We start from the raw sequence: 21977 nt of genomic DNA, 5'->3' as shown, positions 1-21977 counted from the left end.
TCCATGAGGGTCAGCCACATCTGGCCGGTCACGCTGGAGTGCGGGGACATCGTCCTGCGTCCCATTCGCCACCGTGACCGCAAGGAATGGACGGAGGTCCGTACGCGCAACAGCGAGTGGCTCGCACCCTGGGAGGCATCCAACCCTGCGCCGGGGGGTGCGCTGCCCGATTACCGGCAGATGGTGAAGTCCCTGAACGCCCAGGCGGCCCAGGCAACGGCCCTGCCCTTCCTGATCACGGCCTGGACCCCCGGGTTCCGCGATCCGGTCATCGTGGGCCAGCTGACTGTGTCCAACATCGTCTGGGGCTCGGCCATGATGGCAACACTTGGCTACTGGGTGGACGAGGCCAGGGCAGGGCAAGGTATCGCCCCCACCGCTGTCGCCATGGCAACGGACCACTGCTTCAAGACGCTGGGTCTGCACCGCATGGAAATCAACATCCGGCCGGAAAACGGTCCCAGCCTCCGTGTCGTGGAGAAGCTCGGCTTCCGCGACGAGGGCTACAGGCCACGGTTCCTGCACATCAACGGGGAATGGGCGGACCACCGCACCTTCGCGCTGACGTCCGAGGAAGTTCCGGAAGGACTTCTCGGGCCGTGGCTCCGCAGCAGGCCGGCTTGAGGGGCCGGAGCCGCGAAACTTCTGCGGCATAAGTCCATTGATTTGAGAGCCCGCCCGCGACACACCGAGACGAATGCCACACCCGGTCGCCTATTCCTCATACGGTTTTGTATGTGGACTTCCCCCTTAGCAGCTCAGTCATCCTTGTGGTTGCTGTTGCGCTCTGGATTGTATGGGTTGCCCCCTACGTGCTTCGCAACCGCCGGCATCAGTTCCAGGCTGCCGGCGACCTGATGATGGAGACCGTTGACGCCGAAACTGCAAACCCGCAAGCCGGGAGGGTCGCACATATGACCGCCCAGCAGGAGAAACGCATGGACACCAGGAAGAGCAGCGAATCCGCAGCCGGCTTCACGCCGGCCACGTCCGCCCGCCAGCCGGCCGCAAAGGACGGCGGTGCCTTCCGGATCCGCTACGGGCGGACAGCCATCGCCCTCGCCGGGTTGCTGTCCGTCATCACCGCGGTGGTCAGCGGCGTCCTGCGGATCTTCGGCCTCGGAAATCCCTGGCTCCCCGCCGTGGCGTTCCTGGCAGGCGCCGCCGCCGTCGTGCTGCTGCGCCGGCTCGCCGTCCGGGACCGCCGGAAGAAGATGAACGCCGCATTCCGTGCAGCCATGGGATCCCGGGCTGAAAACACTGTTCGCACGGAGCGGCATTCGGGTCCTGCCCCGTCCGGTGAAGTCGCCGTCCAGCGCGAAAGTACCCTCTTCGACGCCGAAGCCGCCGCCCCCCGGCCCAAGCCCCTGACGGCGGTGGAACTCCGCGAGGCCGCCCTGGCTGTGGCCCTTGCAGCGGGAGACAACAGCGCCCAGGCTGCCAGCGGACCGGCGACGGCGGCCACGGCAACGGCTGAAAACACCAGCTGGGAGCCCGTGGAAGTTCCGAAACCGACCTACGTTGAGGCCGCGAAGGCAGATCGCCCTGCCCCCGAACCCCTCGATCTGCCCGAGTCTCCCAAGGCCGTCGGCAAGCCCTCGCTCAAGCAGGGCCCTGCCGCTGCGCCCGCCGTCGCATCGCCGAACGCCGGCCCCGCCCGGCCCCTGACCAAGGCGCAGAGCGCGCTGAGCAACCTGGACGACGTCCTGCAGCGTCGCCGCGCGTAGCTCGCCTCGCGCCGAGTGCAGCCACAGGTCATGACCCGCATCTGCGTTGCCGGCGGCACCGGCGAGGTCGGCCGCGAAGTGGTGCGCCAGGCGCTGTCCGGCGGGCACACCGTCGCCGTCCTCAGCCGCAACCCGCCGCCGGAAGGTTCTCCGGAACACCACGACGGCGCCACGTACTTCCGCGCGGACGTCACCACCGGCGAAGGGCTCGCGGAAGCGCTGGCGGGTGCCGACGTCGTCATCGATTGCCTCGAGGGGCAATCAGGCAAAGCCCTGAGGAGGTTTGCCGCCGGCGGTGCGTTGTTGCTTGCCGAGGCCATCGCGGCCGGCGTCGGAAGGGCGGTCCTCCTCTCCATCATTAACTGCGATCAGAGTACTTATGGCTTCTACCGGTCGAAAGCGGACAAGGAACGGGTGTACGCACGTTCGCAGCTCGAAACCGTGACAGTGCGCGCCACACAGTTCCACAGCCTCGTGGCCGGGCTTTTCGCCGCAGGGTCCCGTGTTGGCCTGATTCCTGTGATCAGGGGCACTCGGTTCCAGACGATTTCCCCGGCCGATGTTGCCGCCGCGCTGATTGAAGCGGCCGTTGAGTCGCCGGCCGGCGACCGGCACAGCCTGAGAACGGTAGGCGGCCCGGAGATCGAAGGCATGAGAGCCCTGGCGCGCACGTGGAAGCGGGTGACGGGCGCCAGGGGAGTTGTGGCAGTGTTCCCGTTGCCCGGCTCCATGGGCAGATTCCTGCGCGAAGGCAGAAACCTGGCGCCCGGGGAGCGCCACGGAGGCGAGACATTCGAAGGCTGGCTGGAAAAGCGGACGGAAAATTTGTAGCCTAAGGAAACCGGCGTTGCGGTTGCTTCTGGCAGTGGCGCCCCGGGGTTATAGCTCAGTTGGTAGAGCGCTTCGTTCGCATCGAAGAGGTCAGGGGTTCGAATCCCCTTAGCTCCACGAATTGCAGGGGATTCTGCGTCTTTGGGTCTCCAGAACAAACACTTTGATAACACTTTGGCCCAGAAATTGCCGCTGGGGGAGCTGTAGATGCGATAGTCATGGGCTCATTGTAGTGAGACCTGATACCGGCGATTCGGTAGTGTTGAGGCCATCTGGGGCTGGAAGCCGACGGCAAAGAGACGAAGGCCGATGTGCTTCTCGTCTCCATGCGCGCTGCCGGGTAGCCATACGATGGACCCGTGAAAACCAACACGATCAGCTGGCGGCAGGACGGCGTCGACTGCACGTACGAGTCGATGGTCCCCGTGTTTGGCGACAGGGAGTGCACCGCTTCACCTATGGCGAGGAACCCAAGGTGGTCGCCGTGCTCCAGCTGCCTGACGGCGGACGGTGGAGGTGCATGGCTACGCCGGCCACTGGTCTTCCGAGGAAGTTTCCGTCACCTGGTCCGACGACAACATTAACCACCTCAACTGCTGGGTGCCCGCCAGACAGGTTAGGCGCGCCCAGCAGAGGGTGAATGGCACGGCAACTACGTGTCGCACTGATCCGGCTACGAGCAGTCGACGCCTTGGGGGCGCGGGGGCCTGTTAATCAGGTTGCTGATATGCGTAGACAAGGTTATGCCCAGCCAGGTGTCTTTCTTAGCGCACAGTTCTCGGCCATTGACTTCGTCGCTCTTGATCCAAAGGGGCTGGCGGAAACGGTCAATGATCAGCGTCTTGCCAGCCTGCTCCCCCATCACGTACCCCACCACCGGATTGTCCGCTGATTGGAGCGTGATCTTTTCCAGCGGCTGCCACGGAAGGATGAGCATCAAAATCGTCGCCACCGTCGCGATTAAGGCCAGGACGGACCGGCGCAGCTCCTTACGTCTGCGGTCTTCGCCGCTGACGGCCCAGACAATGAGCACACCTGCACCAATGCTGGCCAGCGCCACAGGCGATAGGGCCGAAGCCAAAAGCGGCGCGAGAGGCAGGCATGCTACCGCGGCGATCATTCTCACAGAGGTGGAGGCGCCAGGGTTGTATCCGGCGAAAAACCATTTGCGATAAGGCCGTATGAAGATCAGGAATGGGGCGAAAACAGCCAGGAAGTTCAGGAGCGTAGATACCAGGACTTGGGTTCGGTTAACTACGGAGAGCACTGTGAGCGCCACGTCAGGGCTGAACGCCGAAAAGTAGTAGACCCGGACAACGGACAGCAGTACTAGCGCCGCAGAAGCAGCAAGGGCGAAATGCTCCCCGAACAGTTTGGAGATGCCTGTTCGCTCTGTCCCTTGATCACCCGGTGGCTCGCTCATGCGATGATCCTTACACAACTGCCGGGCACCCGGCTGCGGCGCCTCGCCGATGCCGCTGAGTCAGCCGGCTGGCCCACCACCAAGAAACCTTGGCAGGGTGGGCCAGCGGCGAGTAGGTGTTACTTGATCAGATGGATAAGGCTAGCCGCCACGTACAGGAGAGGGGCCACCAGCCGCGTAAGCTGATGGTCCGCCTTCCTGTGATCGCGCCGGCAACGGTTTGGTTTCTTCCTGGCCATGCAGTGACTACTTCCCGGAGCGCCCTACCATAGTTTGCGGACACGCAAGGCGCGCGGCTACCATGAGCAGAGACACACCTATCAACGGGTGTCCTTAGCCGGTGTCCCTCCGTCGCCAAACTTCTGGGACACCGGCTCTTACATTGCTAGGGTAGCGACAATTTCTGACATTGGCGTGCGTCAGGATTACACCTGTCGTATTCCCAGCGCCAGAAACTGTGCAGCTACCTCTCTAACGCTCAAAGCGTAGCCGGAACATTGGGGATTTCCCCATCCTGCATAGTGTTCTCGCGGTACACAGAGCCTGCTCGAAACTGTGGATAACCCCTGATTCGGCGTACAGAGCACTGAATCACATAACTATCCACAGAACCATCCACAGCCTTATCCACAGCCTCGCGTTAAACAAAGAAAGCCCCACCGCAGGAACCCGAATAAATGGGGACCGCGGTAGGGCTTTTTTCGTAGGGTTTAGAGTCGGCCGAGGAGCCCGCCGATCAGGGCGAGCAGCAAAAACCCCGCCAATCCCTGCTAGATGGTGAGGGCCACAGCGCCTGTGGTGGCGACGAGCAGCAGCCACTTCCGATGATGATCAGGCCGGCGACGCCGAGGATGGGTCCGAGCTTCTCAACGCGGCCTGTGGACTGAAAAAAGTTTTAGACATTCTTGGTGATCAGTTTTAGACATTCTTGGTGATCACCTGTCGAGTCATGGGGCGATGGCTTGTGCGAGTGTTAGCGGCCATGAAAAACTGCCCATAGGCGGCCACGAAAATGCCCACTGACGGCCAGTAAAACTGCCCACCGGTGGCCATGAGATCTGCCCACTTCCTTACTGAACCGACCGCGCCTTAAGCGGTGAAGGCCTCTCCCTGGGATTTGATGACGGTGTCGAAGCGCACCAAAGTCACTCAGGAAGAGGCCCTGTATGAAGTCTGACGGAGAAATCATGGAAATTCTTGCTGCCTACGATCTGACCGGATCGTTGCGTGCAACAGCGGAACTGACGGGCTGTTCCCACCACACCTTTGCCAGGCATGTCGCTGCCCGGGACGCCGGCCGGCCAATCGGAGAACCGCCGGCGCGGGGCCGTGTCACCGACGCGTTCCTGCCCAAGATCGAGGAATGGATCGAGGCGTCCAAGGGTCGGATCCGGGCCGACAAGGCCCACGAGAAGCTCCTCGCCCTGGGCTACGCGGGGTCGGAGCGGTCCACCCGCCGGGCGATCGCGCAGGTCAAGGCCGCGTGGCGGCTGGGACACGTGCGGGTGCACCGGCCGTGGATCACCGAGCCGGGGATGTGGCTGCAGTATGACTTCGGCGACGGGCCCCGTATCGACGGGGTGAAGACCATCCTGTTCGTGGCCTGGCTGGCGTTCTCCCGGTTCCGGATCGTGATCCCGCTGCGGGACCGGACCGCGCCGAGCGTGTTCGCCGCGCTGGACCGGTGCTTCCGGATCCTGGGCGGGGCACCGACCTATGTGCTGACCGATAACGAGAAAACCGTCACCACCGCCCATGTCGCCGGGGTTCCGGTGCGGAACCAGCAGACCTTGGACTTCGCCCGCCAGTACGGGGTCACCGTGCTGACCTGCCAGCCGGCGGACCCCGCCACGAAAGGCGGGGTCGAAGCTAGCGTGAAACTGGCCAAGGCCGATCTCGTGCCCAAAGACACCAATCTGCGCGGTGATTACGCCTCCTTCGGGGAGCTGGAGGCGGCGTGCGAGGCGTTCATGGACGAGGTCAACAACCGGGAACACCGCGCGACCCGCCGCAAACCCGCCACCGTGCTGGCTGAGGAACAGCCCCGGCTGCACCGCATCCCGGATACCGCCCATACGGTCGCCTTCGGGCTCTCCCGCAGCGTCCCGGAGAACACCCCGATGGTCACCTTCGAAAACGCCCAGTACTCCGTGCCCGCGCACCTGCTTGGCGCACGGGTGTTCGTCCGCGCCCACGGCACCGGGCCCGATGAACAAGTCATCATCGTCCACCACGGCGCCGCAGGTCCGGTCGAGGTTGCACGTCACGACCGGGCCAGGCCCGGCAGCCCCGCCATCAACGACGAGCACTTCCCCGGAACCAGGACCAGGATCCCGGGCGACTATGCCGTGAAGGCCCGCAACGCCGGTGAGGCCGAGTTCCTGGCCATCGGCGAGGGCGCCAGGACCTGGCTGCTGGAAGCCGCCGCGGCCGGCACGCCACGGATGAACGTGAAAATGACCGAAGCCGTGACCCTGGCGAAAATCGCCGGCAGTGAGAGGGTGGACCGGGCCCTGGGCACCGCGGCATTCCACGGCCGCTTCGCCCACCAGGACCTGGCATCGATCCTGAACACCAACGTCAGACGCACCACCACCCACGCCGCGGACGAGACCCGGTCCCTGACCCAGGGCACCAGTGCCTGGGCCGCCATGGGCGCCGGACCCTCCACCGCCTCGAAGGAGCAGAACCGATGAGCCCGGTCAGCACCACGAACACCACCGCCCCGGCCCTGCCGACAGACCTCGAAGCGTTGATGCGTCAGCTGAAGATGCCCCACGCCCGCGCCCTCGCCCCGGAACTCATCGCCACCGCACGCGCCCAGCGCTGGGAACCGACCGAGGTCATCAAGGCCCTCTTCACCGAGGAAGCCGCCGGCCGGGCCCGGTCCATGCTCGCCACCCGGCGCAAAGCAGCAGGATTCCCCACGGGCAAAACCTTCGACGCCTGGGACCCCGCAGCCTCGTCCATCCCGGCGCCGACCCAGCAGGCCCTGCGCACCCTGGAATGGATCACCCGCAGGGAAAACCTCGTCGTCTGCGGACCCTCCGGCACCGGGAAAACCTTCTTCCTCGAAGCCCTCGGCCAGCAAGCCGTCGAAGCCGGCATGCGCGTGGCCTGGTTCAGGCTCGAGGACCTCGGCACCCTGATCCGGGCGCACCGCACCGATGACAGCGTCACCCGCGCCGTCGCCAGAATCCTGCGCGCCGAGCTCGTCGTGATCGATGACATCGGCCTCCTGCCGGTGGCCACCGACGCCGCTGAAGGCCTCTACCGGGTCGTGGACGCCGCCTACGAAAAACGCTCTATCGCGATCAGCTCAAACCTGCACCCCGCAGGCTTCGACGAGCTCATGCCCAAAACCCTGGCGACCGCCACCGTCGACAGGCTCCTGCACCACGCCCACGTCTGCCAGACCAGCGGCGACTCCATCCGCCTCACCCAGGCCCTCACCGGTAAAGGAGTCACCCAACTGAACTAAACCAGCCAAACGATGGCCAATCCCGCCGAACCACTCAGTGGGCAGATCTATTGGCCATCACCGGGCAGTTCTACTGGCCACCAGCGGGCACATTAACTGGCCGCCCGTGGGCAGAAACTCATGACCATTGACATGCGAGGAAGAACAGGAGCACCTCCGCCAGGACATACGGGTACAGAGGCCAGACGTTCCACCATCTCCTGGGCCTGATCTGAGCCCAGAGCCGGATCGCCCCGTCATCCGCGATGGCCCTCGTGTTGGCTGGCTCCGACCTCTGGAACGTACGGTCTCGTGCAATAACAGGAAGGGCCGCGTGCCCCCGCAGAGCTCTAAACCCCGGGCTGGGGCATTCAGCTCCCTCACCGCCTGCCCGGCCCTTAGGGTGTGCTTTGCGCCGGTCGAACCTCTCTCCGGCACCTTTGCTCTTGGTCTGGCACCAGCGAATCCGTGCCATGTGTGCTGCATGGCTGGGAAGGCTGTGCACAAGCGCAAAACCCGCCCCAATCCAGGCACGGGTCTTGCTGTTCCGAGCAACGGCGAAATTGGCTTCAGGTCACTGTTGTCAACGGCAACTTAGAAATGACCGTTGGCGGCATGTTGGTTTGCCCGCTGGCGGCAGGTGTTTGACCGGTGGCGGCAGGTATTTTTGGACAGGGTCAGGCGCCTGGGCGTGCCGGGTGGCCGGGCGCCTGACCAGGTTTTGGGGTCAGCTTATGGGGCGGGTTCCTTTCCCGTTTTGGGCTTGCATGAGCCGGACGGACTCACCGCTGGTTTGGCAGAGGTGGGCGTGGTGGAGGAGCCGGTCCACGGTCGCGGTGGCAATGGTTTTGGGCATGAGCTCGTCGAACCCGGAGGGGTGGATGTTCGAGCTGACCGCCAGGGAGCGCTTCTCGTAGGAGGCCTCGACGACCCGGTAGAAGCCCTCAGCCGCGTCGGCGGAAACCGGGAGGAGTCCGATGTCATCGATACAAATCAGGTCCACGTTGGTGGCGCGGGTGATGGCTTTGTTGACGCTGTCATCGATGCGGTGCCGGCGCACGAGGGCGCCGAGGTCTTCCATGCTGAGCCAGGACACGGACATGCCCTGATCGATGGCCTGCTGGCCGAGTGCTTCCAGGAGCAGGGTTTTCCCGGTGCCAGAGGGCCCGCAGGCGATCAGGTTCTCTCGGCGCCGCACCCATTCCAGTGTCCGCAGGAACGACGTTGTTGCCGCCGGCAGGGTGGAGAGGGCCTCGTCCCAGACCTCGAAGGTCTTCCCCGTGGGGAAGCCTGCACGTTTGCGGCGGGTGGCCAGCATCGACCGGTTCCGGCCTGTGGCTTCGGCTTCGAGCAGGACGCGGACGACTTCGGTGGGGTCCCAGCGTTGGGCTTTCGCGGTGGCCAGGACGTCGGCGACGACAGCGCGGGCGTGCGGCATCCGGGTCGTGCGCATCAGCGCGATCACGTTCTCCACCGCCGTGTCGGTCAGGGCCGGGGTCATGGTGTTAGTGCTCATCGATGGCTCCTTCAAAGTCTTCATCACTGGTGGCGGCAGGGGTGGTGCCGAAGTTGGCCCAGCCGCTGGTTCCCTGGCTCAGCCATTGGCCCTGGTCGGTGACGGTGTGGGTGGTGCTGGTGTTCTGGCGTGCCCCGCCGCCGGTGTTGACGATGGAGAGCAGGTCCTCGTGGGTGAAGCGTTGATGCACCGCAGCGGCGCCCAGCCCTTTATCGACTTCGTCGGTGCCCAGGACCTTGGCGAGGGTGACGGCGCGTTCCATTTTGTGCCGGATCTTTTGGGTTCCGGCGGCGGCGGCTTCCTTGAGCCAGAGCGCGGCGCCGGCGCCGAGGGCCAGGAACTCTTCCTCGGCTTTGTTGGTGGGGCGGATGACCCGTTCCAGCGCCCCGGCAGGGGCGGGCGGGAAGTGGGTGTCGATGATCGCGGGGGTGCCGGGGCGGGTGAGTTTGTGGCGCGCGACCTCGATCGGGCCGGTGTCTCCGACGTGGACGATGACGACCTCGGTCTCGGTCCCGCGGACCCAGACCATCTGGCCCATCAGGGTGTGCGGGACGGAGTAGCGGGATTGTTCGAAGGTGACCATGGGTGTGTTCGGCGGGACCTGGCGGGTTTGTCCGAAACTCGCCGTGACCGGGGTTGCCGGGATCGGATGCAGCCGGGGGCGTTCGAGCACGCGGAGCATGTCCTTCGGGATTTCCAGTGTGGCCCGGTGCACCCGCGAGTTCACGTCCTCCATGAACGCCTCGCAGGCCGCGTCCAGCTCGGCGAAAGACCCGTATTTCGGCAGCAGGTTCGTATCCTGCGGGACCAGATCGGCTTTGGCGATCTTGACCGCGTTCTCCGCCCCGCCCTTCGACGCCGGGTCAGCCGGCAGGCAGGTTTGCAGCGAGGTCGAGTAGTGCCTGGCAAACGCCACGATCTGGTGGTTGCGGACCGGGATCCCGGCGACGTGCTCGACCGTGACGGTCTTCTCGTTATCGGTCAAAATGTAGGTCGGGACCCCGCCGATCAGGCGAAACGACCGGTCCAGGGCGGCGAACACGCTCGGCATGGTCTTATCCCGCAAAGCGATCACGATGCGAAACCTCGAGAAGGCCAGCCAAGCGACGAACAGTACCGTCTTCACGCCGTCAACGACGGGTCCGTCGCCGTAGTCATACTGAAGCCACAGACCCGGCTCAGGAGTCCAGGGACGGTGCACGCGCACGTTCCGGGCCCGGTATTTCGCCTTCAATTCAGCCAGGGTGGTCCGGGTCGACCGCTCACACCCGGTGAACCCCAAAGCGAGGAGCTTCTCATGCACGACGTCGCCGCGGATCTTCCCGCGGGACTGCTCCACCCAGGAGGCCATCTGCGGAAGGAACGGGTCGGTCATCCGGCCGCGTCGGCGGGCCACCGGGGCCTGGGCGCCTTCCTGACGGGCCTTCACATACGAGCGCACCGTGTTATGCGATACGCCGCAGATCTTCGCGGCATCCCGGTACGACCGGGTCAAATCATAAGCAGCTAAAATTTCCATGAACTCTCCTGGAGACTTCACAACAAGCCCCTTCCTTCCCACGACGGGTGAAATACAGACGATTGGCATCGCCATTTCACCGCGGAAGGAAGGGGCTCTCCCCGTAACGACACGAGGGATGGACAAGGGAATCCCCGGCACGCGAGACCACCAAAGGTGGCGGACTGCTGTTCAAAAATGCTTGCCGCCGCTGGTCAAAACCACTGCCGCGAACGGTCAGTCAGATTTTCCGTCTCCGGTCAGTTTAAAGTTGCCGCTTACACACTGTTGCTTAGTCATTTCGGTAGCACTGTACGTTGACTTGGAAAGCACCAGATCCATTGCCGGGGACGTCATCGTTGATTCGCAGGTACAGGTGCCCTTGGTTGGGCGTTTGATCCAGCCGGGCATAACGGCCAATCGGGAAATACCCGGTGTCGAGTTTGCCCAACAGTTGAAATGGATGGGCGCCCGGTAGCGGGAATTTGGGGTCGTGATCTCTATGGTTCCAGCCGTTGGGTCCGTTGAGTCCTGTAAACCAGACACCGGACCATATAGACCCGTTGGTGTGGAAGATGAGGGTGTCGCCAGCCCTGACATCAATGTGAGTATCCACATCCTCGTCGCGCTCGTTTACTTGTACTTGCCGTGAAGCGAGCAGATGCCATGCCATTGTCTTTCCTCTTTCAATGCGTATTTATTGGGATCTATTTGCGATGTCCGGCGGCGCGGTTAGGTGGCGGCCGGATTCGTATATCGTTGCGTCGGCTCGAAGTTCACCCCCTATTTTTGGGATGCCCTGGAAGTTGCGCAGATCTGAAGGTCAGGCCTCTTTGACGTAGCTGTAGCCGTCCAGGGAGAGGATCGAAAATTTGGAGCCATAAAGATCGGGCGAAGTTTGGAGTGTCCAGCGGCGGGTCTGTTCTCGTCCTGTGATCTCAGATGTGAACTTCATGGACGATTGGTCAAGGGCGACGACTCCACTATCCGAATAGCCGTATCTTGCATTCGATAGTTGGTACCGACCATCGTTTGTCAGTGTCAGCCAGAACTCGCCAGGGTCGGGGCCTCCGTTCCACTCGCCGACAAGTTCATCCGGGATGGCGGTTCGGGACGCGGTCTTTGTTTTGGTTGGGTCGACAGTTTGGGTGGTATTGGTTGGCTCGGTGCCCGGGGTAGGGTCGGTGCAGGCTGAGAGAGCAAGCGCCGCGACGAGAATGAGCAAGGCCAGTTGAATAGCGCGCCCTGCGCTCCTTGCACGCCGCTGTGATGAGCGACGACTGAGGCTCGTGTTATCCGTCATTGTCGTGCCTTTCCTTTGTATGGGTGCCCTTCCTGTTCGGAAAGGTGCATCCAGAGTGCGCGCCCGGCACTGTGGCTCGCGTCGACCTGGAGAACCTATTCGGAGGCACCTCCCGAGGTGTAGGGGAATCAATCGGCAGGCTGACAGCTGATCCGTTGTGCGGGATACTTTGCGACATGCAGGCAGAGCCAAAGTTCCACTGACCTTCGTGGGCGACTCTCAGGAACCACGGAAACTTCGCGTTGTCCTCATAGATGACGAGGAGTTGATCAGGGCCGGGCTTGCACTGGTGCTAGCAACCGAACCGGACATTGAGGTCATAGGAGAGGCTGGAGACGGCCAAGCAGGGCTAGAACTTGTTGCAGGCCTTCAGCCGGACGTCGTCGTGATGGACATTCGAATGCCCACCATGGACGGCGTCGCTGCTACGAGGATTCTTACCTCTGAGGAGTTCCGACTTAACGGGGCAGGGGCCATTCCCGTTCTGATTCTCACGACGTTCAATGACGAAGAGGCTGTTCATGCGGCCCTTCGTGCCGGGGCTTCAGGCTTCGTCCTGAAGAATTCAGCCCCGAAGATACTGGCGGCGGCGATTCGTGCTTTGTCCAAAGGCGCCGGCTGGCTTGACCCGAACGTCACCAAAGGGCTCCTCGAGGAATTTTCCAGCAGACCTGGGCCCCAGATTCCGAGGACCGCCGAGTTCCACGATTTGACCAGGCGGGAGATGGAGGTGCTCGCGGCTGTCGCGAACGGCATGAACAACTCTCAGATCGCTGAAAAGTTCTTTCTTAGCGAAGCGACGGTAAAGACGCATGTGCATCGCATACTGATGAAGCTCGGAGTCACGGATAGGTCCCAAGCAGTCGTGGCCGCATTCAGATGGGGTCTCGTAAAGCCGGACGATCGCTAACGGCCCATATCAGCGTTCGGACAGGGACGAGTACACCTTTCGGTGTATCCGTGTTGCATCCCGAGGGTTGATGTTTGATCAGGCAGTGCGGGCGCAGACTGCTGGTAGGGCGGTATCACGGACGAGGTCTCTGTGTATGACCGACTAACAGAGGCGAAGGGCGAGGCTGTGACTTTCAAGGATTCGCGTACTGATCCTGTTCTGGGTGAACGGGCCGTCAGCCGCGTGCGCGTGAGGGCGACTGATGTTGCAACGGCGGCGATAGCCATTGCCTACGATGCGAGCAACTTCCTGATCAATGCCCCTGGGGTTATCCCGGACTCCTGGGTGCCTGCAGCCATTTTTCTGTTTACGGGATGCTGGGTTCTGATATGGAGACATCGGGCGCCGCTGGCAGTGCTGGCGATAATCATGTTGCACGTAACCCTGTTCGTGACGTTGTTCCTCGGAGGTCCCCTCAACCCACGCGGATACGAGTACGGCGGCTATGTTCCCTTCGCGACCGTTTTGGTGGCGTTGGCTGCCGTCGCGGCGAACGTGCCAATTCGCCGGTCCATACCTGTATCCCTAGCCGCTGTTCTCTTGCTCGCACTGCTTCAAGCAAGCGTTCCGACGCTGGTGACTACTCATGCCTGGATTCTATTCGGGAGCGTAACTGGTGGCGGCCTGGCTTGGTCATGGGGGTGGATTACCGGGCGAAGCCGTCGTCGAATTACAGCCCTGGAGGAGGAGCAGCGGAAGGCTCTTGCGGCGGTTGAAACTGAGCGGACCCATATCGCCAATGAGCTTCACGACATTGTCGCCCATGCTGTCACGGTGATGATGCTCCATGCCGCCGGCGGACGTCGAGTCATCGAAACTGACCCGGTCCGTGCCGCCCACGCTCTGGACGTCATTGAGACCGTCGGAACGGAGGCAACCCAAGAGCTTGCTCGATTACTCGGGGTTCTAAGGCCTAAGGATGGGTCAGCTGCAGGCGATGGGCTCGGGCCCTTTCCCGGATTGGGGGACGTAGGCCAGCTCGTCTCCACTGTCCAAACAGCTGGAGTGAACGTTTCCCTCGTCGAGAGAGGTGAACCCCGAAAGCTGGGCGTCAGCGTTGGCCACGCGGCATATCGGGTGGTTCAAGAAGCACTCACCAATATCACTAAGCATGCGGGACCTGGGACGAACGCTACGGTCACGATCACCTGGGAACAGGATTCGCTCGGCGTTGTCGTTTCCGATGACGGAGCGGGCCAGCCGCCCCTGCCACGATCAGACAAGACATCGGGGTATGGGCTGCTTGGACTCCGGGAACGGGTCACTGTGGCAGGCGGTAGCGTGACCTGGGGGTCTCAAGACGGCGGGTTCGTTGTCGATGCCAGGATCCCGGTGGCGCCTTGACTGAAGCGAAGATACTGGGAGACTGCATCGACCATCCCGGCACCAAAAGCCCGCCCCGCCGTTAGGCAGAGCGGGCCTCAGAAGGTTGGAACAGGAGCGTCGCGGGTACGGATGCCCTTGCGGTCGGAAGGGGTCCGCGGACGTCGCCGCCGTTGAGGAGCATCCAGCCCCGTACCGCCGGCCCGCCCAGCACGAGCACTGTGATGACAACGGCCAAGATCATCGTCTTGGCTGTGGTGCGCGGCGGCTTCTTGGAGGTCATGGCCTTCTGGATGTCCGCTTCGACGTCGAACTTGGGGATGGCGCCTTCGCCCATCTTCACGCGCGTCGTTGCCGGCGTCTGGGTGGCGACCGGCTCGGCGGCCGCAAGCTCCGAATACCCGACCTGACGGCCGCGTTGCTTGAGGGCCTGATACAGCTCGTCATGGGCGAGGCTCGCCGGCCACCGCCCGGGCCGTAACCGGGTCAGCGTCTCTGGCGTCCGGATAGAACGGCGTGACTTCCCCCGTCTCGGAAACGAGGTCGCGCGTGACCCGGCCGTTGGGGTGCGTGGCCGTCATCAGCAGCTTGCCGTTTTCGCCGGCATAGCGGGTGAGCAGCTGCAGCACAGCCATCGTCAGGCCCGAGCCACCGGACACACGGCATCACCATCGATCAGGACGTCAAGGGCCCCGTTGTGGTTGACTCTGGCTTCCAGGGCGGTGTACTCGTCCACGCAAGCCGCCGACCGGCCCGGCCGTTGACAAATGGAAGACCAAATGGGATCTGGCGCTGACCAAACTTTCCGCTTTCATTGCCCGCGAAGGCCACGCCTCGGTTCCCACCAAGCACGTCGAATCTGGACACAATCTGGGCGCATGGATCAACACCGAGCGCAACGCACTCCGCCTGGGCACCATCACCCCGGAACGGCTTGCTGAAATCGACGCGTTCGACGTTTCGTGGCGCAAGGGCAAGCGGGCTCCATGGGAATCAGAACAGGTCGACGGGACACACCAGAAGCCCACCGAACCTGCGGTCATCGAGATCCGGCCCGCTGACGTCGACCCCTTCGGGGGCTTCCCGGGCACGCCGAAGCCTGGCCCTGTTCGCCTGGCAGACGTAGATGACCCGTTTGCCGACCCCGCCGCGAAACCCGGCAGGGTCCTCCTGCTGGAAAAGGATGACCCTTTCGCCTGACCTCTCCTGGGGATGCGCCGGCCGGTGGTCGGGTCGCAGCGGTACACCGTCAGACTAAGACGGGGCTTCTGCTTTTCAGGGAGTGGCGACCCAGTCCTCTACGGCGGTGGGAGCGCAAAATACTGGGCTGACGGACCAACCACATATGGTTAGGTTACCCGCACCCCCGGCCATCACCGGGGAAGTCGTCATCGCATCCAGAACCATAGAAATTTGGGGGACATGAAGCACTACATCTCTGCCGTCCTGGCAGCCACATTCATCGCCGGCCTGACGGCGTGCGGGGGAGGGGCGCAGGAAGCCTCGCCGTCCACTGCCTCCGCGTCTGCGACGCCGACCCGAACCGCCCGCGCCATCCCCGACTTGGCCAGGAAGTCCTTCACGGACGCCCAGGACACGCTCCGCGGCGACGGTTTCGTCGTGTCCATCGTCGGCAAGAACGGCACGGAGTGGACCGGCGGTGTGGATGACACCGTCAAAGTTGTCTCCACGGTCCCGGCCGCAGGGGAGGTCACCAACGCCACGGACATCGCCGTCACGGTCAACATCACCCAGGATGAGTTCCTGGCTGCCAGCGAGGCCAGGGCCACGGCGGAGAAGGCAGCAGCAGACGCCGCAGCTAAAGCCGCCGCAGCACCCAAAGTGACTGGCCTGGCGGCAACCCTGCCGAAGCAGTTCCCCGGGTATCCACTCATCGTCCACGGCTCCAGCCTCGACTACCGTGTCGCCAGCTGGTTCGAGGGCAAGCTCGTCGACGATCAGGTTGTCGCCCTGATCCCCGGGGTCTACACCCCGTATAACCCGAAGGTGACGGACCTTCTTGCGTACTACGAGGACGGCGGAGACGGCGACTCGATCATGCGCAAGCAGTACATGCCGGAGGCCGGAGGGGCTGGATGGTCCGGCGTGCTGCCCGGCCCGGAAGAACCAAAGTAAGCCAGCGACTCATGACCGCGCCGCCAAGGAACCGTCGTCCGATGAGAGGGGCGGCGGTTCCTTTTTGTATCAAGCACGTTCGCCCTGACGGGCCGTCAAGCGCCGGCCCGCATAGGATCGTCATGGGCTGGACCCGGTCAGAGTCGTAGAGGAACGCGAGCCGTTCACCGTTGCCGGCGAAGCCCTCGGCGACGTCCGAGGCGATGACCCGCCAATTCGGACCCAGTCGCTCGAGCAGGGAACCGGAGCGCCTTGGTGCTGCGGCGCGCTTCCTGCAGGGTGATGACGTCGAATTGGGAGATGACCTCGGCGATGCACGCCGCGGCGTGCCAGTCCCGCTTGGGGGAATCCCTCGGCCCGGCCGCCCATTTGTTGGTCAGGTCCCCGAACGCCCGGACGTTCCAGGTGGCGACCAGCAGATTGGTGTCCGTCCTGGCCGGAATGGTCGTGTCCAAGGCCTGGGAGGCTGTCCAGATCCTCGGTGACAGCGGCTGGGGGAGCTGTAGTCATGGCTCCATCGAATCACGCAGGCCGGAGTCGGCTCCGTAACGAAGGCGGCGAGCCGTAGGGGCAAGGGCGCCAGCATCAAAATGAATGGCGCCAGCATCAAAATGAATAGATCGTCAAGAAGGAATCGAGATGCGGCTGAGACGTTGCGTCCAGTAAGGCTGCCCCTGGCGGGCGGCGGGCCTCTACGACGAACCCTCCGCCATCTCGGCCCTGGCACCGCGTCAATCTGGGGATGCAAGGCGGGTACATCCTGCGGTGCAGGTTCACCTTGGCTCGGTATCCAGCTCAACGCCCGTCTGGTTGACCACCCCCACGGTACGCAGCGGCCACGGCCTGTGCCCGACCAGCCACACCGAGCCTTCATCGGGACGCGGTGAACGCGCGGCTTCTCTGGCGGTGATGCATGGAAAGTAGCCCCAGCGAGACTAAAAAGCCAAGTGCCTGCCCTTAGGGAATTGCACGCGATCGGATCAGCCTGCGTGGCGCTGGCTATCCCACTCAGGATCGAACCATGCGCCCTGGATGTCTCCCCGGGGTCGACTTCGTCAGCCCTCTGAAGTACCACCAGGGATCGATTCGCACCGCCTTTCAAAGACGAACACTTGAGCTACGACCTATTGAAAGGAAAGACAATGCAAAGCATAGATGGAGGAGCTGGGATCGTCGTTTTCGATGTGCCCATGTGGCTGGTTATCCAGCTGATAGCGGGTGCGCTTCTCCCCTTGGTGGTGGGTTTCATCACGCACAAACTAGCTGACCCCGGCCTCAAAGCCACTCTGCTGATCGGTCTTTCGACAGTCACGTCGCTCCTCACCGAACTCGCAGATGCCCTTCAAACAGGTGTCACTTACAACTTGGGCAGCGCATTGATTTTTGCGCTGATCACCTTTCTAACTGCCGTGGGCACGCTGCATGGGTTCTACATGCCACATGGTATGGACGAGGCCGTTGCTGCAAAGGGCTTTTCCATTGGTCAGCAAGACGCCCCCCGTCGCGGCCGCCGTCCAATACTGAAGGGCTGACGAATGTCACATTTACGCCCTGAGCATTCAGCATGCATCGGCGAACCGGTCGTCAAGCCCGCCTACTGCAACTGCTACTGCTCGATGTCGTACGCCGACTGGCTCGCATGGAACGTCGCCGAGGACGTGCCCATCTCATGGGACAGATCCGCTGATCCGACCTTTTCCTGAGCGCCGGCTTGTCTTCCAAAGGCAGGGGCGCAACCTGAACCGATTCCCAGGTCAGCACGTGTGCCGCGCCGCTAACCATTCGGGATAACGAAAAAGAAGGCTTGCAAAGCCGAAGGCACCACCCTCAACCGAAGGAGCAACACCTTCATGTTCCACAGCACGATTCGATCCAGCATGGCCAGGCCCGTGACCGCGGCCCTGATCGCCACAATCCTGACTGCCCTCGGTCTGGTGGTCGTCGGCATCACGCTGACCGCCACTCCTGCCCAGGCGACGTGCATCGGGACCAGCCCGGCGACGGGCAGCTGGCACAACACCGACCCGAACACCAATTCGATCACGCGAGTGGTTGTCGATTGGGGCTGCCCTGACCAGGGGGCTTACCATCCCGTTGGGACTATACGGGTCTTTGGCAAGTGCCACCCGACTGACTGCGACTGGGGTACCCGAAGGACCTATGCGGAGACAGGCGGATGGGAACGCGCCCGCTATGACCACAGTTGGGCCACCAAGCACGTGTGGATCAAGCCCTACTCGTTCTATGGGCGGACTTACCTGCGAGTCTGGGTCTATACGGACTTCGCACCGGCTGACGGCCGCAAGGACTATGTCACAGACGTGTGGATGCTGAAGTAAATTCGGGTTCAGCTGACTGAAGTCTGGGACTCAGCCACCTGTATGCACCATTCGCGCGTGTGGCTGTCGAGAGTGCGACGGCCACACGCGCCGGCCCGTGCCTCAGACTTCACGTGGCCTCCGGCCGCGTTTTCTGCCAGTCCGCCACCCGGGGACGGCGGCGTCCAGGGCTTCGGCCTTCTGTGGATCGAGCTGCCCCCGGCGGGCCTTGTACCGCTGAGTGTGCAGCCATACTCCCAGCTCATGCTCTTCGCCGATGACGGATGCTTTGTGCCGGGGCCAGTCATTGCCTGCTGCCCGGTATGCGGTCAATGCCGTCAGCCGCTCCTGCCATCTGTTCTCGTCGGCTTCTACACGCGGCTTGCCCTCCGAGCCAGGCAGGACCGCAAGGCCCTCCCTGAAGGCCGGCGCCAGGTTCCCGGCCTGTGCGTCCTCCCGCCGGCGCTGAAGCCGCGCCGCCAGGGTGCGTTCGGAGGTGCTCACTGCGTTCGTGGACGGGTAGCGTCCCGTCGCCCGGACCAGGGCCACCAGCTGCTGCATGCGCTCCAGGCCCTGGGCGGTCACCATGGTTGTCCTGGCGGCGGCCGCTTCGTGCGCCAGGCGCAGTCCGGGATCCCCGCCGACCGCGATGCGAAGGTGGTACCCGACCGTCGAGGCAGGGGCTCTCACGAGTTCGGCGATCCCTGCCCGGGTGAGGCCGGCCCGGTACATCAGCACCCACTCCGCATTCGGAGCCGCGTCCCGCCTCGTCTTCGCCACGGGATCCATCCTGCCAGCTGAGCGCGCTCCCTGATCACCCCCTCCGACATACCGAAGGTGTCGCGATTGGCCCGTCCGCTGGCACCCCTCACGTCTAACCAATCCGAAGTTCCACAGTCCCGCTCCTATAAGCTGACAGGGAGTATTCAGCCAACAGTCAGGAAGTATCCGTGAAGAGGAAGTCCGGGTCCAACGCACTTGTAGGGGTAGGTGCGATAGTTTTCGCTATGGGGTCAATCGTCGGGCTCAGGCCATTGATGCTCAACGATGAATACAGCTGTGGCTCAGCTTGGTTCCCGGGGAGTTGCACGCCTGGCATGCATAACTCTTCAATGACTATTTCTATGGTGCTCTTGCTCATTGGTGCAGCAGCGGCCATTGCCGGAATGGTTGTCCGTAGTCAGAGGCAGCTCTGACAAATGGCTCCTTTGTAGATGGTGCTGCGATCGTCGACCTGACCACAGTCTGCTCGACGTTGCCCTTCTGGGTCGTGTGCTGCTGCATCGAGCGAGAACAGCCCTATCACCTACCGGTCCCCGCGGGCCGCGGATCCCTCCGATAGAAATCTCCGCAGAGGACACCAGCGATCTCCGCCGCTTCGAAGCCGGGCGGGACGGGCACCCAGGCAACAGTCCGATAGCACCGGAGTACCAGGCACTTCTCGTCAGGGCCTACCTGCGGGGTACGACGGGCCGAATTCGAGGCGGCTACCGGCCAGAACTGGGAAACGGTCCGGAAGCGACTCGTCCGCGCGGGGTACCTGGCCGGGACGGCAACGACCCGAACCCGTAGCGCTGCGGGCGAATGGATCTACAAGGTGGTTCGAATGACGATGAGCCTGTTGCCCTCCGGGATCATGGCCTCCAGTGCCAGCCTGGCCTCTTCGTAGCTCGCGCCTGCCGCGGTGACGCGACTGTGGCCACCCTCGGGGTCTTCAACCGTACCTGTAATCTCCACCCCAATACCTTAGGCCCCCGTCTCGCCACTCGTACGCGGTGAGCGAGGATAGCCTCGATGGCAGTAAGGGGTGGCCTTGCGCCGTCATCACGACCGCACAAGGTCGAGAGGATTCTTACCTTCCGGTTGGGCCCCCTCCGCCGTGTGCTTGGGGCCACAGACGACGGCGGGGACGTTAGGGGTTACTTGTCGATGCCGGAGTGCTCCGCGGGCGTGACGGCGGCGTCGACAGTGCTGCGTATGACCGGCTTCCTTGCCGCTAAGACAGTCTCCTCGAGGAGCATCAATGACCCCGCGCTCGACGATCAAGACTTGATCAAGAAAAACAGTCCTGCTGCGACCACGCATGCCGCTACGATGTCGGCACGCCCGAGAGGATCATGTACATCCAGCTGAAGACCGGCTACAACACGGATCGCGGGCCGGCCTGGATCGCCAGGCTGCGGTTTTTCAAGTCATGGCAGACGGCCTATTTCCGTGGCCGCACACTGGCCCGGGGCTATCCGTACGGTGGCGACTCCAACTTCTATGACGTCGACACTGGCGAGGAGTTTTGGATCTCCGGACCGAAACGTGACCGCGCAGATGCCCGGTACAGCAGCCAGCAGCCCGAAATCGATGAGGACGCGCGGGCCGAGTACGAAGCGTTCCTCAACGGCGCCCCGCTGCCAGGGCGGGAGAACGGTTGACGACAGCAGACATGGCCAGGGGAAGCAGCATGTGTTCCGCCCAACCCAACAGGCCACCCACCACCACACCCGGTGCGAGGACTCCGGCCATGGTTCCCGCCCAGGTGACGGAGGATTCGGCACCCGCTACTTCTGACATGTAGCCGCGGAGTCCGGCCGCCCACGCCAGCGCGCAGACGGCAGAACTGTTCTCACGGCTGCCCTACCGTCTCTGCACTCGCCGCATCTCGTCGGTCAACATCGACCCGGTCACCGCGCCAGAGGAGCCAGCCGAGGTGGCCAAAGAGCAGCACCCAGATCCCGATGCCGATCCGGCCGGCGATGTGGGGTCCCATGATGGCCGGAATCAGCGCCACGAAGACGTAGATCCCCAATACCAGCGGCAGGAATCGCTTCGCCCCCTTCCAGGCGCCAGCCCGAAGGACACCGATGCCGCCCAGGACCAGCCCGATCCCTGTGAGCATTGTGGGGATCGCGAAGAGTGACTGGACCAGGCCGTACAGCGGTTCCCCGGAAACGGAGTGCGCGGCCGCGATGGCCGCCAGCTCCAGGAGAGCCAGCAAAGCCAGACCCGCGATGCCAATGCAAAGGCCTGCACGCGCAAGCCGTGAGGATCCGACAGCCGGGGTCAGCAGCAGCGCAATGACCGCTGCCACGATCGTGACGTGTTGCACCGCAAAGAACACCTGCGCAATAGTGAATCCGGTCGCGTTGAAAGGGTAGCTGAACTGCTCCGGGACAACCACTGGCGGATAAACGATCAACACGAGTGCAGAAAGCGCGCCGGCGATTCCTCCCCAGAAGCCGACCGCGCCGAGTCGCCGGACAATTCCAGCTGATTTGCCTGCCATTGGAGTTCTCCCTGGTGTCGTGGGGCTTGCTGATTTGTGCCCAGTTCGTTCATGATGCTCGCCGGATGCACGCGGGGCATCCGTGGAACCACCTGTGTTGGCACCTAGGACGGGCATAGCATGGGCAAATGACGGGGCGGGCAGAAGGATCGGCGGGGCCCATCGAGGCCGCAATCCGTGCAGCCGGCGTGGCCAGCGCCCGCCGCGCCCACG

At 63.3% G+C, this 21977-nt stretch carries 22 protein-coding genes, 1 tRNA gene and 1 pseudogene; 13 read left to right on the top strand and 11 right to left on the bottom strand.

Going from position 1 to position 21977, the window contains the following annotated elements:
* Positions 1-3: 3 nt before the first annotated feature.
* The 4 genes from J7I89_RS22095 to J7I89_RS22080 all read left to right on the top strand — a co-directional run bounded on the left by J7I89_RS22095 (position 4) and on the right by J7I89_RS22080 (position 2675).
* Positions 4-624 (top strand): GNAT family N-acetyltransferase, encoded by a 621-nt coding sequence (locus J7I89_RS22095; RefSeq protein ID WP_214974825.1) that lies wholly within the window; start codon positions 4-6, stop codon positions 622-624.
* A gap of 113 nt (positions 625-737) precedes the next feature.
* A complete protein-coding gene (locus tag J7I89_RS22090) occupies positions 738-1727 on the top strand; it encodes a hypothetical protein (RefSeq protein ID WP_214974823.1) in 990 nt (329 codons plus the stop codon).
* A 30-nt stretch (positions 1728-1757) separates the two neighbouring features.
* Positions 1758-2558 carry an SDR family oxidoreductase gene (locus J7I89_RS22085; protein WP_214974816.1) on the top strand — a complete coding sequence of 267 codons (801 nt, stop codon included), beginning with the start codon at positions 1758-1760 and terminating at the stop codon, positions 2556-2558.
* Positions 2559-2602: 44 nt separating this feature from the next.
* Positions 2603-2675 (top strand) — tRNA-Ala (locus J7I89_RS22080).
* Positions 2676-3231: 556 nt separating this feature from the next.
* Here J7I89_RS22080 and J7I89_RS22075 read toward each other — a convergent pair.
* Positions 3232-3981 carry a hypothetical protein gene (locus J7I89_RS22075; protein ID WP_214974814.1) on the bottom strand — a complete coding sequence of 250 codons (750 nt, stop codon included), beginning with the start codon at positions 3979-3981 and terminating at the stop codon, positions 3232-3234.
* Between the two features lie 1166 nt (positions 3982-5147).
* Between J7I89_RS22075 and istA (J7I89_RS22070) the strand changes: the two genes are divergently transcribed.
* Positions 5148-6677 carry an IS21 family transposase gene (gene istA / locus J7I89_RS22070; protein WP_285290261.1) on the top strand — a complete coding sequence of 510 codons (1530 nt, stop codon included), beginning with the start codon at positions 5148-5150 and terminating at the stop codon, positions 6675-6677.
* Complete coding sequence (gene istB / locus J7I89_RS22065; protein ID WP_214974812.1) at positions 6674-7462, top strand: IS21-like element helper ATPase IstB; 789 nt, start codon at positions 6674-6676, stop codon at positions 7460-7462. Before istA (J7I89_RS22070) ends, istB (J7I89_RS22065) begins: the two co-directional genes overlap by 4 nt.
* A gap of 706 nt (positions 7463-8168) precedes the next feature.
* On the opposite strand, the gene istB (J7I89_RS22060) is transcribed toward istB (J7I89_RS22065), so the two are convergent.
* From istB (J7I89_RS22060) to J7I89_RS22045, 4 genes are all read right to left on the bottom strand, one after another.
* Positions 8169-8957, bottom strand: coding sequence for an IS21-like element helper ATPase IstB (gene istB / locus J7I89_RS22060; RefSeq protein WP_214974803.1), 789 nt, complete (start codon positions 8955-8957; stop codon positions 8169-8171).
* The gene (gene istA, locus J7I89_RS22055) at positions 8947-10497 is read right to left on the bottom strand and encodes an IS21 family transposase (protein ID WP_214974801.1); all 1551 of its coding nucleotides are present in this window, start codon (positions 10495-10497) and stop codon (positions 8947-8949) included. The genes istB (J7I89_RS22060) and istA (J7I89_RS22055) overlap by 11 nt, the downstream gene beginning before the upstream one ends.
* Positions 10498-10747: 250 nt before the next feature.
* A complete protein-coding gene (locus tag J7I89_RS22050) occupies positions 10748-11128 on the bottom strand; it encodes a hypothetical protein (RefSeq protein ID WP_214974799.1) in 381 nt (126 codons plus the stop codon).
* A gap of 150 nt (positions 11129-11278) precedes the next feature.
* Complete coding sequence (locus J7I89_RS22045; protein ID WP_214974797.1) at positions 11279-11758, bottom strand: hypothetical protein; 480 nt, start codon at positions 11756-11758, stop codon at positions 11279-11281.
* A gap of 208 nt (positions 11759-11966) precedes the next feature.
* Between J7I89_RS22045 and J7I89_RS22040 the strand changes: the two genes are divergently transcribed.
* Entirely contained in the window at positions 11967-12668 is a 702-nt protein-coding gene (locus tag J7I89_RS22040) for a response regulator transcription factor (RefSeq protein WP_214974795.1), read from the top strand.
* A 168-nt stretch (positions 12669-12836) separates the two neighbouring features.
* Positions 12837-14054 carry a histidine kinase gene (locus J7I89_RS25685; RefSeq protein WP_214974793.1) on the top strand — a complete coding sequence of 406 codons (1218 nt, stop codon included), beginning with the start codon at positions 12837-12839 and terminating at the stop codon, positions 14052-14054.
* 61 nt (positions 14055-14115) lie between these two features.
* Here the strand turns inward: J7I89_RS25685 and J7I89_RS22030 are convergent, their stop codons facing one another.
* Together J7I89_RS22030 and J7I89_RS22025 are read right to left on the bottom strand one after the other, a co-directional pair.
* Positions 14116-14376, bottom strand: a complete 261-nt coding sequence (locus J7I89_RS22030) for a hypothetical protein (protein ID WP_214974791.1) — start codon at positions 14374-14376, stop codon at positions 14116-14118.
* Between the two features lie 100 nt (positions 14377-14476).
* Positions 14477-14692 carry a hypothetical protein gene (locus J7I89_RS22025; protein WP_214974789.1) on the bottom strand — a complete coding sequence of 72 codons (216 nt, stop codon included), beginning with the start codon at positions 14690-14692 and terminating at the stop codon, positions 14477-14479.
* Positions 14693-14813: 121 nt separating this feature from the next.
* Here J7I89_RS22025 and J7I89_RS22020 point away from each other — a divergent pair.
* Both J7I89_RS22020 and J7I89_RS22015 read left to right on the top strand, forming a co-directional pair.
* Positions 14814-15233: pseudogene (locus tag J7I89_RS22020) on the top strand (helicase associated domain-containing protein); the annotation flags it as partial.
* Positions 15234-15455: 222 nt separating this feature from the next.
* Positions 15456-16169 carry a PASTA domain-containing protein gene (locus J7I89_RS22015; RefSeq protein ID WP_214974787.1) on the top strand — a complete coding sequence of 238 codons (714 nt, stop codon included), beginning with the start codon at positions 15456-15458 and terminating at the stop codon, positions 16167-16169.
* Positions 16170-16333: 164 nt separating this feature from the next.
* On the opposite strand, the gene J7I89_RS22010 is transcribed toward J7I89_RS22015, so the two are convergent.
* The gene (locus J7I89_RS22010) at positions 16334-16624 is read right to left on the bottom strand and encodes a hypothetical protein (RefSeq protein ID WP_214974785.1); all 291 of its coding nucleotides are present in this window, start codon (positions 16622-16624) and stop codon (positions 16334-16336) included.
* A 687-nt stretch (positions 16625-17311) separates the two neighbouring features.
* Between J7I89_RS22010 and J7I89_RS22005 the strand changes: the two genes are divergently transcribed.
* Both J7I89_RS22005 and J7I89_RS22000 read left to right on the top strand, forming a co-directional pair.
* A complete protein-coding gene (locus J7I89_RS22005; protein WP_214974783.1) occupies positions 17312-17701 on the top strand; it encodes a hypothetical protein in 390 nt (129 codons plus the stop codon).
* Between the two features lie 318 nt (positions 17702-18019).
* A complete protein-coding gene (locus J7I89_RS22000) occupies positions 18020-18508 on the top strand; it encodes a hypothetical protein (RefSeq protein ID WP_214974781.1) in 489 nt (162 codons plus the stop codon).
* Positions 18509-18610: 102 nt separating this feature from the next.
* Here the strand turns inward: J7I89_RS22000 and J7I89_RS21995 are convergent, their stop codons facing one another.
* The gene (locus J7I89_RS21995) at positions 18611-19267 is read right to left on the bottom strand and encodes a helicase associated domain-containing protein (RefSeq protein ID WP_374102037.1); all 657 of its coding nucleotides are present in this window, start codon (positions 19265-19267) and stop codon (positions 18611-18613) included.
* An 810-nt stretch (positions 19268-20077) separates the two neighbouring features.
* Positions 20078-20224: a hypothetical protein gene (locus J7I89_RS21990; protein ID WP_214974778.1), complete on the bottom strand. Its 147-nt coding sequence runs from the start codon at positions 20222-20224 to the stop codon at positions 20078-20080.
* 380 nt (positions 20225-20604) lie between these two features.
* Here J7I89_RS21990 and J7I89_RS21985 point away from each other — a divergent pair, with 380 nt between their 5' ends.
* The gene (locus tag J7I89_RS21985; RefSeq protein ID WP_214974770.1) at positions 20605-20913 is read left to right on the top strand and encodes a hypothetical protein; all 309 of its coding nucleotides are present in this window, start codon (positions 20605-20607) and stop codon (positions 20911-20913) included.
* A 191-nt stretch (positions 20914-21104) separates the two neighbouring features.
* Here J7I89_RS21985 and J7I89_RS21980 read toward each other — a convergent pair whose 3' ends face one another.
* Complete coding sequence (locus J7I89_RS21980) at positions 21105-21764, bottom strand: hypothetical protein (protein WP_214974763.1); 660 nt, start codon at positions 21762-21764, stop codon at positions 21105-21107.
* Positions 21765-21977 lie beyond the last annotated feature (213 nt).

The organism is Arthrobacter sp. ISL-5, from assembly GCF_018613835.1.
Lineage (GTDB): Bacteria > Actinomycetota > Actinomycetes > Actinomycetales > Micrococcaceae > Arthrobacter.
Note: the sequence above shows the minus strand (reverse complement) of the source record. Positions and strands in the feature narration are given on the sequence as shown.